Origin of the sequence: Bacillus nitratireducens (genome assembly GCF_001884135.1) — a bacterium.
Classification (GTDB): Bacteria; Bacillota; Bacilli; order Bacillales; family Bacillaceae_G; genus Bacillus_A; species Bacillus_A nitratireducens.
This window is the reverse complement of record NZ_MAOC01000085.1, coordinates 1-13,671: the sequence shown is the minus strand read 5'-3', so window position 1 is coordinate 13,671 and position 13,671 is coordinate 1. Positions and strand designations below refer to the sequence as shown.

The following is a 13,671-nucleotide window of genomic DNA, read 5'->3' as shown; positions in this document are numbered from 1 at the left end:
AATAAACTAGACTTATAATAAAAACGATACATATTTTATTAAGAAAGGACTGTGATTACAAGGCATTATGAAAAAGATAATAATTGTTTCTGCCGCTACTATTGTAATCGGTATCACATCTTTCGCTTACTTTGGTTCTAAATCACCACTACAAAACGAGGCGAAGGCTGTCGAAAGTCAAAAACATAGTAACCATCAAAAAGAAGAGATTCCTGCTTTTCCAAAAGCTAATAATAATGCAAAGAAACTAGACAATAATTTTTCAGTTGTAACAAATCCAAAGTCTAATCTTGTCTTAGTTAATAAACATCGAAAACTACCAGACGGATACATACCTGAAGACTTAACAAGACCAAACGTACCGTTTACTAGTCCAAAAGATAAAGAAAAAACACTACTACGCAAAGATGCTGCAGACGCGCTTGAAAATATGTTCAAATCAGCAAAGAAAGAAGGACTTGAACTTACAGCTGTATCTGGTTATCGTTCATACAAACGCCAAAAATCATTGCATGATACATACGTTAGACGCCAAGGGAAAGCTGAAGCTAATTCAGTCAGTGCAATTCCTGGAACAAGTGAACATCAAACCGGTCTAGCAATGGATATTAGCTCAAAATCTGCTAAATTTCAATTAGAACCAATCTTCGGAGAGACAGCAGAAGGAAAATGGGTCGCAAAACATGCCCATGAATTCGGATTTGTCATTCGTTATTTTGAGGATAAAACGAAGACGACAGAGTATTCATACGAACCGTGGCACTTACGCTACGTTGGTAATCCATATGCCACATACATATATAAGCATCATTTAACATTAGAAGAAGCGATGGAAGACAAAAAATAAGAGAGCGATTTGCTCTCTTATTTTTTGTCTTCTCTTCTATTATTGTAGTAATTTCTCCTTCCATTCTTCAGGCCATGGTTCGCCTCTTCCCGTTTTCTTCGATGCTTGCACCATCATACCGCGTCCAACTAAACAAACTTCCCCTTCTGTATTTTTGACCATGTAGTGTAAATCTAATGAGGAATTTCCAACCTTTCCTGCCTTTACATATACTTTCAACTGCTCATCAAAATAAAGTTGTTTAATAAAATTGCATTGTAGATCTGCGACGACTATCATCGTCTCTGATGATTCATGTGTCCATTCTTGCATAAATCCAAGTTCTTTAAACAATGCGATACGTGCTTCTTCAAAATACGTAAAAGCAACGACATTATTTACATGCCCAAACATATCTACTTCACCAAAACGAACTTTGACAGGATTATAAAATGAAAAACCACTTTCCCATTGCTCAAAGTCTTCAATATAAGAAATCCTCTTCATTGCTACCTCTCCTTTTCGCTCTTAAAATAAACAGAATAAACAGAAAAATAAAGTTATAAATATTGCCTCTTCAACATGAAGAGGCAATATTTATTAATAGTTATTGTCGCTACCAAAGAAATCTTTGAACGATTGAATTGTTGTATCACGGTTTAATGCTGCAATTGAAGTTGTTAATGGAATACCTTTCGGACATGATTGCACACAGTTTTGAGAGTTACCACAGTTTGCAAGTCCTCCATCACCCATAATTGCACGTAAGCGATCTGCTTTATGCATTTCACCAGTTGGATGCGAGTTAAATAAACGCGCTTGTGAAAGTGGTGCTGGTCCAATAAAATCAGATTTACTGTTTACGTTCGGACATGACTCTAAGCAAACACCACATGTCATACATTTTGAAAGTTCATATGCCCATTGGCGCTTTTTCTCTGGCATCCTTGGTCCTGGTCCTAGGTCATACGTACCATCGATTGGAATCCAAGCTTTAACACGTTTTAACGCGTTAAACATACGGCTACGATCAACTTGTAAGTCACGTACAACTGGGAATGTCTTCATCGGCTTTAAGCGAATTGGTTGTTCTAACTGGTCAATAAGAGCTGTACATGATTGACGTGGTTTTCCGTTAATCACCATCGAACAAGCACCACATACTTCCTCTAAACAGTTCATATCCCATGCAATCGGAGTCGTTTGGTTCCCTTTTGAATCAACAGGATTACGACGAATTTCCATCAACGCTGAAATAATATTCATATTTGGACGATACGGAATTTCAAACTCTTGGTCAAATTCTTGTGCATCTGGTCCATCTTGTCTCGTAATGATGAGGCGGATTGTTTTCTCAGACATGTTGTTTATCCCCCTTCTCTTCATCCTTAGCAGCTACATCGTGTTTTGAAGAATAGTCACGTTTACGTGGTTTAATTAATGAAACATCCACTTCTTCGTAATGGAATGCTGGTGCATTTCCTTCTCCTTCAAATTTCGCCATCGTAGTTTTTAAGAAGTTTGCATCATCACGATTTGTGAATTCTGGTTTGTAATGAGCTCCGCGGCTTTCATTACGGTTATATGCCCCAATTGTAATAACACGTGCTAACTCAAACATATTTGCAAGTTGGCGTGTAAACGAAGCACCTTGGTTGCTCCATCTTGCAGTATCGTTAATGTTAATACGTTTGTAACGAGCCATTAACTCTTCAATTTTTGCATCTGTTTCTAGTAATTTTTTATTTTCACGAACTACTGTAACGTTATCTGTCATCCATTCTCCAAGCTCTTTATGAAGAACATATGCATTTTCATTACCATCAAGCGTTAAAATATTGTTAAATTTCTCTGTTTCGATTAATTCATTTTGCTCATATACAGTAGATGAAACAGCATCAGATGATTTAGAAAGACCTTTCATATACTCAATTGCGTTTGGTCCTGCTACCATACCACCGTAAATTGCTGATAATAGTGAGTTCGCACCAAGGCGGTTACCACCGTGCATAGAATAATCACACTCACCTGCTGCAAATAAACCTGGAATACTTGTCATCTGTTTGTAATCAACCCATAGTCCGCCCATTGAATAGTGAACCGCTGGGAAGATTTTCATTGGTAGTTTACGAGGATCATCACCTGTAAACTTCTCATAGATTTCAATAATTCCACCAAGTTTAATATCTAGCTCTTTCGGATCTTTATGAGAAAGATCTAGATATACCATGTTTTCACCGTTAATACCTAGTTTTTGCTCTACGCAAACATCAAAGATTTCACGCGTTGCAATATCACGAGGTACAAGGTTTCCGTAAGCTGGATATTTTTCTTCTAAGAAGTACCATGGCTTACCATCTTTATATGTCCAAACACGCCCACCTTCACCACGTGCAGATTCACTCATAAGACGTAACTTATCGTCTCCAGGAATTGCCGTTGGATGGATTTGAATGAACTCACCGTTCGCATAATATGCACCTTGTTGATATACAGCAGATGCTGCTGTACCTGTATTGATAATAGAGTTAGTTGATTTTCCAAAGATGATACCAGGGCCCCCTGTTGCCATAATCACGGCATCAGCTTGGAAACTTTTAATCTCCATAGTTTGTAAGTCTTGTGCGACGATTCCTCGGCACACACCTTCATCATCAACAACAGCTCGTAAGAAATCCCAACCTTCGTATTTCGTTACAAGTCCTGCTACTTCATGACGACGTACTTGCTCATCTAATGCATATAGTAATTGTTGACCAGTTGTTGCGCCAGCAAATGCTGTACGGTGATGTTGTGTTCCACCAAAGCGACGAAAATCAAGAAGTCCTTCTTCCGTACGGTTGAACATAACACCCATGCGGTCCATTAAATGAATAATACCTGGTGCTGCTTCACACATCGCTTTAACTGGCGGTTGGTTCGCTAAGAAGTCCCCACCATAAATTGTATCGTCAAAGTGGATCCATGGAGAATCCCCTTCACCTTTTGTATTTACGGCACCGTTAATTCCACCTTGGGCACATACAGAATGTGAACGTTTTACTGGTACTAAAGAAAATAGTTCAACATTTACTCCTGCTTCTGCCGCTTTAATCGTTGCCATTAAGCCGGCCAAGCCACCGCCGACTACTATAAGTTTCCCTTTCATGCTCTCCCACTCCTTACTGGTTTGCTAGCTGTGGATCGATGAACGCTAATAATGCACTCACACCTACATAAGATAGACCTAAGAAAATAGCTAATGTTACATAAGTAGAGATTCTTTGTGAACGTGGAGATACTGTAATTCCCCAGCTTATGCAGAATGTCCATAGTCCATTTGCAAAGTGGAAAATTGTTGAAACAACACCAACTAAATAGAAACCAAACATAAATGGGTTGTTTAAAATATCTGCCATCATATCATAGTTTACCTCTTTACCTAACATTGCTTGAATACGAGTTTCCCAGACGTGCCAAGAAATGAAGATCAGCGTAACGATACCTGAAATTCGTTGGAAGACGAACATCCAGTTACGGAAATAACCGTAAGATACCGCATTGTTCTTAGCTGTAAATGCAATATATAAGCCATATATAGCATGGTACAGTATAGGTAAAAAGATGATGAAAATTTCTAGCGCATACCGGAATGGAAGGAGCTCCATAAAGCCTGCAGCTTTGTTAAAAGCCTCTGCTCCTCTTGTTGCAAAGTTGTTTACAATTAGATGTTGCGTCAAAAAGACACCAACCGGGATGACCCCCATTAATGAGTGCCACTTACGAAACGTATACTCGCGGCCTTTCATGTCCCCATTACCCCCTTGAATGTTTGACTGCTGTTTTCAGATTAATTTACAACAATAATGTTTTTTCACTATTGGCATAAGAAAAACTGAAAAAATTATTCGAAATATTTCAGCATAATTTGATAACAAGTTCATTTTACCCCTATTTTTGTCGAAGCGTCAAGAAAACGTATACATAATTTGCATATAATTTGCCAATTCTTTTTTTCTTCTTAGATATTCAGATTTCCCTAAAGAAAAATCTGTTTTTATAAATGAAAAATGTTATATAATAATCCCTATAGAAAGAGGGGAATATTGTGAGCAAAAATACAATCGATATAACATCTTTAGAAGATGTTTCATTGAACGCCTTCGCTTATGAATTGCTACGTGAAGAATTACTAACTGATTTAATTGGTAACGATTTAGACGGTATTTTATACTGGTCCGGCAGAAACCTTGCAAGAAAATATCCGCTAGAAACAATTGAAGAAGTCATTCAGTTTTTTGAAAAAGCTGGTTGGGGCACTTTAAGCATCGTTGAACATAAACGTCGTGAAATGCAATTCCAACTTAAGGGTACACTTATTACTGAGCGTCAAAAACAAAAGAGACATTCTTCTTATCAATTAGAAGCTGGATTTATCGCCGAGCAAATTCAAAGACAAAGAAACGTCGTTGCAGAGTCCTACGAAGAACAAAAGAAACGTTCAGACTCTATTACATTTCTTGTTAAATGGGATATTAAAGATCTCATTGAAGTGTAGCATCTACCTACAGTCAACTAGACAGATAAGTTTAGTTGACTTTTTTGTATATTCATTCAGATGAGTTTATTTTAAATCTTCAGAAATTATACCAAAAAACAGAAGACGTTGTAAACTACAACGTCTTCTTATCTGTTAAATAAGTATATATCGTCTCTGCAACATTTTTCGGCATACCTGCTTCGACAAATTCAGCTATGGAAGCTTCTTTCATCTTTTTTAACGAGCCAAAATGTTTTAACAATACCTTTTTTCGTTTATCGCCGATTCCTGGAATATCATCCAACGCTGATTGAATGATCGATTTCCCGTGCAACTGGCGATGGAATGTAATTGCAAATCTATGCACTTCATCTTGAATGCGTTGCAATAAATAAAATTCTTGGCTATTCCTCTCAAGCATCACAGGTTCAGGCGGATCTCCAATGATTAAATGTGATGTTTTATGTTTGTCATCTTTTACAAGTCCTGCCATTGGAATATATAATCCGAGTTCATTCTCCAGAACATCACTCGTAGCGGCCAGGTGGCCTTTTCCACCATCAATAATGATTAAATCTGGTAAAGGTAAATTCTCTTTAAGCGCCCTCGTATAACGGCGTCTTACAACTTCCCTCATAGATTCGTAATCATCAGGACCTTGAACAGTTTTAATTTTATATTTCCGATATTCTTTCTTTGCTGGTTTCCCATCGATAAAAGCAATCATTGCGGAAACGGGATTTGTCCCTTGAATATTCGAGTTATCAAACGCTTCAATACGATATGGGGTTTCAATGCCAAGCTGCTTCCCTAAATTATCAATGGCTTTAACCGTCCGCTCTTCATCACGTTCAATTAAGTAAAATTTCTCTTCTAGTGCAATTTTTGCGTTTTTATTTGCTAATTCTACAAGGTCTTTTTTCTTACCACGTTTCGGCTGTGTCGCTTCAACTTCTAAAAAGCGCTCTACTAATTCTGAATCTATACTTCCTGGAACGACAATTTCCTTCGGTTTAAAGTGACTACTGTTTTCATAAAATTGACCGATAAACGTTAAAAATCCCTCTTCTGGTTCATCATATATTGGAAACATAGAAACATCACGCTCAATTAACTTTCCTTTTCTAACAAAGAAAACTTGAACACACATCCATCCTTTATCAACCGCATATCCAAACACGTCACGATCCACTAAATCACTCATAATCATTTTTTGTTTTTCCATAATTGCATCAATATGAGCAATTTGATCGCGCAACTCTTTCGCCCGTTCAAATTCTAGTTTCTCTGAAGCCTCATACATCTTTGTTTCTAATTCTGATCGAACTTCTTTATGTCCACCATTTAAAAACTTAATAATTTCATCTACAATTTCTTTGTTTTGTTCTTCCGTTACTTCTTTCACACAAGGTGCTAAACATTGGCCCATATGATAATATAAGCAAACTTTATCTGGCATATTTGAGCATTTACGAAGCGGATACATACGATCTAATAATTTCTTTGTTTCATGAGCTGATTGCGCATTTGGATAAGGACCAAAATACTTTCCTTTATCCTTTTTTACATTTCGCGTAATGAGTAAGCGCGGCTGTTTTTCAGCTGTAATTTTAATGAAAGGATATGTTTTATCATCTTTTAATTGAATATTATATTTTGGATCATATTTTTTAATTAAATTTAACTCTAAAATAAGAGCCTCCAAATTTGAGGAGGTTACGATATATTCAAAGTCAACAATTTCTCCTACAAGTCGAAGGGTTTTCCCATCATGCGAACCAGTAAAGTACGAGCGCACACGATTTTTTAGTACTTTTGCCTTACCGACATATATAACCGTTCCTTGCTTATCTTTCATTAAATAACAACCAGGTTGATCTGGTAAAATAGCCAACTTCTCTTTCAAATGTTCGTGCACTCGTCACCCTCCATTTCTACATGCTTAGCATTTTTATTTTCACATGAAAACATACTATGCCAAAACACCCAACATACGTTCTTTTATTGTAACGGAAAGGTTATAAAAAAGAAAATAAAAAAAGCTACCAAATGGTAGCTTCTTTATTTTAGAAGTGTTTAGCAACTAATTCTACTAACGCTTCTTTCGGTTTATAACCTAACGCTTGATCAACTACTTTACCGTCTTTTAATACGAAAAGAGCTGGAATACTCATTACTTCGAATTGACGAGCAGTTTCTTGGTTCTCATCAACGTCTACTTTTACTACTTTTACTTTCTCGCCTAACTCTGCATCGATTTCTTCTAATACAGGAGCGATCATTTTACAAGGTCCACACCAAGGTGCCCAGAAATCTAATAATACAACACCTTCGCCAGTTTCAGCTGCGAAGCTTTGGTCATTTGCATTTACAATTGCCATTTTATTTCCTCCTTCAAGTATATTCTACCAAGAGTATAACATTAACTTATATACGTGGCGAATATTATGTATCGTTATGTATTGTAACAAAAAAATGTTCCTTTATACTATATAAAAATATGGATTAAATACTAAAAAGGTGAGAGACAGGGGATCCCTCACCTTTTTCTATATATAGGGGTACTTCACTTAGAACTCAAGGGTAATCAAATCATGAATGTACTTTTAACTTTTTAAATTCTTCTGTTAAAAGAGGTACAACTTCAAATAGGTCACCAACAATACCATAGTCAGCTACTTTGAAGATACTTGCTTCTGGATCTTTATTAATCGCAACAATTATTTTTGAGTTAGACATACCAGCTAAATGCTGAATCGCACCAGAGATACCGCACGCAATGTATAGGTCTGGCGTAACAACTTTACCAGTTTGACCGATTTGTAATGAGTAATCACAATACTCAGCGTCACAAGCACCACGAGATGCCCCAACAGCGCCGCCTAGCACGTCAGCTAACTCTTTTAATGGTTTAAATCCTTCTTCACTCTTCACACCGCGTCCACCTGCAATAATAACTTTCGCTTCAGAAAGATCAACACCTTCTGCAGTTTTACGGACGACATCTTGAATGATTGTACGTAAATCTTTTACATCAACTGTAATAGAAGATACATCACCGCTGCGAGACTCATCTTTTTCAAGAGTTGCAATGTTATTTGGACGTACTGTCGCAAATAATATACCGTCTGTTACAATCTTCTTCTCGAACGCTTTACCAGAGTAAATTGGACGAGTGAAGATAACATTTCCACCTTCAACTTCTAAAGCAGTTACGTCAGAAACTAAACCAGCTTCAAGCTTCGCTGCTAATTTTGGTGATAAATCTTTACCAAGTGCTGTATGTCCAAATACAATACCTTCTGGATTTTCTTCAGCATATACAGCTAAAAACGCTTGCGCATAACCATCAGACGTATATGATTTTAATTTATCATTTTCAACTGTCACAACGCGATCTGCACCGTAATGAATCAATTCATTTGCAAAAGAGGCAACGCTGTCTCCAACTAGAAGACCTACCACTTCACCGCCTTCTGCAATTGTTTTTGCTGCTGCTACCGCTTCAAATGAAACGTTACGTAGCGATCCATCACGAACTTCACCCATTACTAATACTTTACGAGCCATAGATTTTCCCTCCTGCATATATAATTTCGTATTTTATTAGATTACTTTCGCTTCTGTATGGAGCAACGATACAAGTTCTTTTACTTGATCTTGCAGCTCGCCTTGTAACACTTTTCCTGCATCTTTCTTCGGAGGCAAATAGATTTCAATTGTTTTTGTTTTTGCTTCCACATCAACTTCTTCTAAATCTAAATCATCTAATTCTACTTCTTCTAGTGGCTTTTTCTTCGCTTTCATAATACCTGGAAGTGATGGATAACGCGGTTCATTTAAACCTTGTTGTGCTGTTACTAAAACTGGTAATGATGTTTCAATTACTTCTGTATCTCCTTCAACATCACGTTCAATCTTCACATTTGTACCGTCAATTTCAAGCTTTGTAATTGTCGTTACGTATGGAATGTTTAACGCTTCAGCCACGCGTGGACCAACTTGTCCAGATGCACCGTCAATTGCAACGTTCCCGCCTAAAATTAAATCTACTTCTTTATCTTTTAAATATTCAGCAAGTACTTTTGCTGTCGTGAACTGATCACCATTTTCAACATCATCTTCAATATTGATTAATACCGCTTTATCGCAGCCCATCGCTAACGCCGTACGAAGTTCTTTCTCACTATCCTCGCCACCAACTGTTACAACAGTAACCTCTCCACCTTGTGCATCTCTTACTTGAATTGCTTCTTCAATCGCATATTCGTCGTAAGGGTTGATGATGAATTCCGCTTCGCCATCATAAATTGCACCGTTTTTAATTACGATTTTTTCTTCTGTATCAAATGTTCGTTTCATGAGTACGTAGATGTTCATTCCATTTACCCCCTTGTTTTTCAGAAAGATTCTATCAATTTTAAAATTCTGTTAATTTATATTAAAAAAATAATTGGACTACCTACCACTAAATGAAGGCTTACGTTTTTCTAAAAACGCTGCTACACCTTCTCTTCCATCTTCACTCGTAAACACTTCACCAAAAATCTGTGATTCACGCTGTACACCTTCATAATAATGAGAAGATTTTGTCGTTTGTAATAACTCTAGCACAGCACGAGTTGTTGCTGGACTTTTTCCAGCAATCTGTTTTGCAATTTTAAGCGTATCTTCTAAAATAGATTCCTCAGAAAATACCCCGTTAACAAGCCCCCATTGTAATGCTTCTGCACCAGTAATTGGTGTACTTGTTAACATCATTTCACAAGCTTTCGCTTTACCAACATAACGCGGTAAACGCTGTGTACCTGCAAAACCAGGAATTAATCCAAGTGTTAATTCAGGTAAACCAAGCTTTGTACTTTCAGTTACAAAGCGCATGTGGCAAGACATAGCAAACTCCAGGCCGCCGCCAAGTGCCGCTCCATGAATTGCCGCAATAACTGGTTTTGAACATTTTTCAACACGCTCAAACGTAACTTGTCCAAGCTGTGCTAATTCTGTCGCTTGCTTCGCTTCAGTAACAGATGTAAATTCTTTAATATCTGCTCCCGCTGAGAAGAAACGCCCTTCACCATGTAGAACAACAACACGAATGTTATCATCCTTTTCCACTTGATCGATTAATTCAGTAACGTCATGCATAACTTGTGAAGACATTGCATTAGCTGGCGCATGATTTAGCGTCGCCACCGCAATATGGTCTTCAACTTTTACAGATAGGAATTTCAACATGATCCCTCCCATTATTGACGATAACCACAAGCTGCACTAAGTAGCCCATGTACCGTTTTCGAAAGTGCGACCAGATCATACTTATGATCGCTCATTACCCAATTGGTCACAACTTCATCCACTGTTCCAAAGATCATTTGTCTTGCCACGCGAACATTTAAATCCGCCTGGAATTCACCTTGCTTTATACCTGTTTCTAAAATCTCATCCATAACTTGTAAGTAGCCCTTTAATACTTCATTTATTTTAAGGCGCAAGTCTTGATTGGACTGTCTTAGCTCTAATTGCGTAACAATAGCAAGAGGATCATTTTGCGACAACAGCAAGAAGTGCGTTTCTACCAACATGAATAACTTCGCTACAGCGCTTTCAATTCCTGCTGTTTTTTGACGAATTGTTTCAACAAATTCTCCCATCTTCTCTTGGAATAAGGATATTAATATATCTTCTTTATTTTTAAAATATAAATAAATCGTGCCATCAGCTACCCCAGCTTGCTTTGCAATTTTAGAAACTTGCGCTTGATGGTATCCATTCTCCGCAATCACAATGACTGCTGCATCAATAATTTGATTGTATTTCGGTCTATTTTTCTTCACTTTACTGTCCCCTTCAAGAAGATGACTGAATGAATAGTCATTCATATTCTTATAATACTGACTATTTAGAAAAGTGTCAATCCTATTTTTTCAAAAAGAAAGGGCCTTAGCCCGTTTGCTCATCCTCATTCTTTCTCTTCTCTTCATCTATTAGGACACGACGTAAAATTTTTCCGACTGTCGTCTTTGGCAACTCACTTCGAAACTCATATACTTTCGGAACTTTGTAAGCTGCTAAATATTTACGTGCAAACTGATCTAATTCTTCTTCAGTACATTCGGCGCCTTCTTTCAAAACAACAAAAGCTTTTACAGTTTCTCCTCGATACGGATCAGGAACACCGATTGTTACTACTTCTTGCACCTTTTCACATTCATATAATACCTCTTCTACTTCACGAGGGTATACGTTAAAACCACTAGCAACAATCATATCTTTCTTACGATCTTTCACATAGAAAAATCCATCCTCATCCATGTATCCTACATCACCTGTATGGAGCCAGCCATCTTGCAGTACTGCTGCCGTTTCCTCCGGTTTATTCCAATAGCCTTTCATGATTTGCGGACCCTTTACAACAATTTCACCAATTTCACCTGGAGGTAATGCCTCTCCTGTTTCAAGTGACATAATGATTGCCTCCGTATCCGGCCATGGCACACCAATACTTCCTGGCACACGTTTTTCCCACAAGAAATTCCCATGTGTAACTGGTGATGACTCCGTTAATCCATAACCTTCTACTAATTTACCACCTGTAACTCTCTCAAATTCTTCCTGTACTTCTACCGGAAGTGGTGCAGAGCCACTAATACAAGCCTGAATAGACGAAATATCGTATTCTTTTAAAAGAGGGCTATTTAAAAGAGCAATATAAATAGTTGGTGCTCCTGGAAATAGTGTAACTTTATGCTTCTTAATTGCTTCAAAAACCATTTTCATATCAAACTTTGGAATAAGAACCATTTTATATCCTTGCATAATACTCAAATTCATTACAGCTGTCATGCCGTACACATGAAAAAACGGAAGAACACCAAGAATCACTTCTTCTCCTTCTTTACAATTATATAACCAATGCGCTCCCATTAAAGTGTTCGAAACGAGATTTTTATGCGTTAACATAACCCCTTTTGGAAATCCTGTCGTTCCACCTGTATACTGCAAAAGAGCCAGATCGTTTTCAGGATCACAGGGAACTTCAACACCAGCATTACTTTCCCTTTCTACTGATTTCCATAGATGAATTGTTTCGCTTTCCGACACATTCACAACAAGATTTGTTTGCTTTTTTTGTACAAATGGATAAAGTAAATTTTTAGGGAAAGGTAAAAAATCTGCAATACGAGTTACGATAATGTGCTCAAGCCTTGTAGCCTTTTGAACGTTAGTAACTCTAGGAAACACCAAATCAAGACAAAGAATAACTTTTGCCCCTGAGTCATGAAGTTGATACTCAAGCTCTCTTTCTGTATAAAGAGGATTCGTTTGTACGACAATTCCCCCCGCAAGCAATGTACCATAATAACCTATTACAGATTGCGGACAATTTGGTAGCATAATCGCAACTCTATCACCTTTTTCAACACCAAGCCTTTGAAGGTAATTTGCAAATTTCTTCACCTTGTCATGGAAATCTGAAAATGTAACATCTTTACCTAAAAAGTGAAGCGCTTTCTTTTCTGGATAACGAGAAGCCATTTTCTCTAAATATCCATGAAGTGGCTGAATATCATATGAAATCGTCCCTGGGATTTCCTCTGGATAACTCTGCAACCAAGGTTTTTCCACTCTCATTCCCCCTTCCAATACTTGTTAAAATAAATGAATGTTCATTCATGATGATTGTTTTCATTATATTATAGTCAGAACAGCGTTACAATCATAATATTCTGACTTTCATATAACTATGCTTTACTTCATTAACTTCTTATTATATGTATAAACTCTCTTAATTTTAAAAGAATAAGAGAGTTATCGTTAATTAGCTTAATCTTATAATCGTTAAAACTGCACCAGGTGTAGTCGTTGATAATGTTGCAACAGCTAACAATCCAAACAACTGTAAACTAATTGCACTCCCCGCTGCAAGAGTCGTAATAATCGTTGCACTAAATGAAGTCGTTGCTAACGCAGGAGAGTTGATAGTCCCAGCAAGCGGTGCCCCATTAATTGTAATTCGCGAACTAACTAATAATGAAGCTGTTATATTAATTGTATATGAAATATAATAATTCCCCGCATTTGCGGCCGTAAATACTGTGTTCCCTCCCGAAACTGTAATTCCTGGACCGATATTCTGATTATTTGGAAGTGGGACATTTGTCCCACCGAGTAATACTGATATTGCCGTACCCGATGTATTATTCGCAAATGCATAAGTCGCAGTTATACTTGTACCTGTTACTCCCGTTGCTCCTGTATCTCCTGTCGCTCCTGTTGCTCCCGTTGCTCCCGTTACTCCTGTTGCTCCTGTTGCTCCTGTTGGACC

Annotated in this window: 14 protein-coding genes; 2 read left to right on the top strand and 12 right to left on the bottom strand. The window is 37.5% G+C overall.

Annotated features, from left to right (window positions below):
* The first annotated feature begins 67 nt into the window (after window positions 1-67).
* Entirely contained in the window at window positions 68-847 is a 780-nt protein-coding gene (locus BAU23_RS23045; protein WP_071735205.1) for a M15 family metallopeptidase, read from the top strand.
* Window positions 848-886: 39 nt separating this feature from the next.
* On the opposite strand, the gene BAU23_RS23040 is transcribed toward BAU23_RS23045, so the two are convergent.
* The 4 genes from BAU23_RS23040 to sdhC all read right to left on the bottom strand — a co-directional run bounded on the left by BAU23_RS23040 (window position 887) and on the right by sdhC (window position 4,614).
* On the bottom strand, window positions 887-1,333 hold the full coding sequence (locus BAU23_RS23040; RefSeq protein WP_071735203.1) for an acyl-CoA thioesterase: 447 nt from the start codon (window positions 1,331-1,333) through the stop codon (window positions 887-889).
* Window positions 1,334-1,426: 93 nt separating this feature from the next.
* Complete coding sequence (gene sdhB / locus BAU23_RS23035; RefSeq protein ID WP_001291830.1) at window positions 1,427-2,188, bottom strand: succinate dehydrogenase iron-sulfur subunit; 762 nt, start codon at window positions 2,186-2,188, stop codon at window positions 1,427-1,429.
* Window positions 2,181-3,974: a succinate dehydrogenase flavoprotein subunit gene (gene sdhA, locus BAU23_RS23030; protein WP_071735202.1), complete on the bottom strand. Its 1,794-nt coding sequence runs from the start codon at window positions 3,972-3,974 to the stop codon at window positions 2,181-2,183. The genes sdhB and sdhA overlap by 8 nt, the downstream gene beginning before the upstream one ends.
* Before the next feature lie 13 nt (window positions 3,975-3,987).
* Window positions 3,988-4,614, bottom strand: coding sequence for a succinate dehydrogenase cytochrome B558 (gene sdhC / locus BAU23_RS23025; protein ID WP_000678357.1), 627 nt, complete (start codon window positions 4,612-4,614; stop codon window positions 3,988-3,990).
* Window positions 4,615-4,913: 299 nt separating this feature from the next.
* On the opposite strand from sdhC, the gene BAU23_RS23020 reads away from it, so the two are divergent.
* Window positions 4,914-5,363: a YslB family protein gene (locus BAU23_RS23020; protein ID WP_000042217.1), complete on the top strand. Its 450-nt coding sequence runs from the start codon at window positions 4,914-4,916 to the stop codon at window positions 5,361-5,363.
* Between the two features lie 115 nt (window positions 5,364-5,478).
* Here the strand turns inward: BAU23_RS23020 and uvrC are convergent, their stop codons facing one another.
* The 8 genes from uvrC to BAU23_RS22980 all read right to left on the bottom strand — a co-directional run.
* Window positions 5,479-7,263: an excinuclease ABC subunit C gene (gene uvrC / locus BAU23_RS23015; protein ID WP_000544288.1), complete on the bottom strand. Its 1,785-nt coding sequence runs from the start codon at window positions 7,261-7,263 to the stop codon at window positions 5,479-5,481.
* 148 nt (window positions 7,264-7,411) lie between these two features.
* Window positions 7,412-7,726, bottom strand: coding sequence for a thioredoxin (gene trxA, locus BAU23_RS23010; protein WP_001018940.1), 315 nt, complete (start codon window positions 7,724-7,726; stop codon window positions 7,412-7,414).
* A gap of 211 nt (window positions 7,727-7,937) precedes the next feature.
* A complete protein-coding gene (gene etfA, locus BAU23_RS23005; RefSeq protein WP_000101965.1) occupies window positions 7,938-8,915 on the bottom strand; it encodes an electron transfer flavoprotein subunit alpha in 978 nt (325 codons plus the stop codon).
* A 36-nt stretch (window positions 8,916-8,951) separates the two neighbouring features.
* Window positions 8,952-9,725 (bottom strand): electron transfer flavoprotein subunit beta, encoded by a 774-nt coding sequence (gene etfB, locus BAU23_RS23000; RefSeq protein WP_071735201.1) that lies wholly within the window; start codon window positions 9,723-9,725, stop codon window positions 8,952-8,954.
* A gap of 78 nt (window positions 9,726-9,803) precedes the next feature.
* Window positions 9,804-10,580, bottom strand: a complete 777-nt coding sequence (locus tag BAU23_RS22995) for an enoyl-CoA hydratase (protein WP_002088868.1) — start codon at window positions 10,578-10,580, stop codon at window positions 9,804-9,806.
* 11 nt (window positions 10,581-10,591) lie between these two features.
* The gene (locus BAU23_RS22990) at window positions 10,592-11,179 is read right to left on the bottom strand and encodes a TetR/AcrR family transcriptional regulator (protein ID WP_000742219.1); all 588 of its coding nucleotides are present in this window, start codon (window positions 11,177-11,179) and stop codon (window positions 10,592-10,594) included.
* Window positions 11,180-11,285: 106 nt separating this feature from the next.
* Window positions 11,286-12,971 (bottom strand): long-chain-fatty-acid--CoA ligase, encoded by a 1,686-nt coding sequence (locus BAU23_RS22985; protein ID WP_000414750.1) that lies wholly within the window; start codon window positions 12,969-12,971, stop codon window positions 11,286-11,288.
* A gap of 193 nt (window positions 12,972-13,164) precedes the next feature.
* Window positions 13,165-13,671 (bottom strand): BclA C-terminal domain-containing protein (locus tag BAU23_RS22980; protein WP_420913057.1); only part of this gene is annotated, 507 nt, incomplete at its 5' end.

What these genes read in the sequence shown, in the direction of transcription:
- BAU23_RS23045 (WP_071735205.1), top strand. Translation starts at nt 68, where the DNA reads ATGAAAAAGATAATAATTGTTTCTGCCGCTACTATTGTAATCGGTATC.
- BAU23_RS23040 (WP_071735203.1), bottom strand. Translation starts at nt 1,333, where the DNA reads ATGAAGAGGATTTCTTATATTGAAGACTTTGAGCAATGGGAAAGTGGT.
- sdhB (WP_001291830.1), bottom strand. Translation starts at nt 2,188, where the DNA reads ATGTCTGAGAAAACAATCCGCCTCATCATTACGAGACAAGATGGACCA.
- sdhA (WP_071735202.1), bottom strand. Translation starts at nt 3,974, where the DNA reads ATGAAAGGGAAACTTATAGTAGTCGGCGGTGGCTTGGCCGGCTTAATG.
- sdhC (WP_000678357.1), bottom strand. Translation starts at nt 4,614, where the DNA reads ATGAAAGGCCGCGAGTATACGTTTCGTAAGTGGCACTCATTAATGGGG.
- trxA (WP_001018940.1), bottom strand. Translation starts at nt 7,726, where the DNA reads ATGGCAATTGTAAATGCAAATGACCAAAGCTTCGCAGCTGAAACTGGC.
- etfA (WP_000101965.1), bottom strand. Translation starts at nt 8,915, where the DNA reads ATGGCTCGTAAAGTATTAGTAATGGGTGAAGTTCGTGATGGATCGCTA.
- etfB (WP_071735201.1), bottom strand. Translation starts at nt 9,725, where the DNA reads ATGAACATCTACGTACTCATGAAACGAACATTTGATACAGAAGAAAAA.
- BAU23_RS22995 (WP_002088868.1), bottom strand. Translation starts at nt 10,580, where the DNA reads ATGTTGAAATTCCTATCTGTAAAAGTTGAAGACCATATTGCGGTGGCG.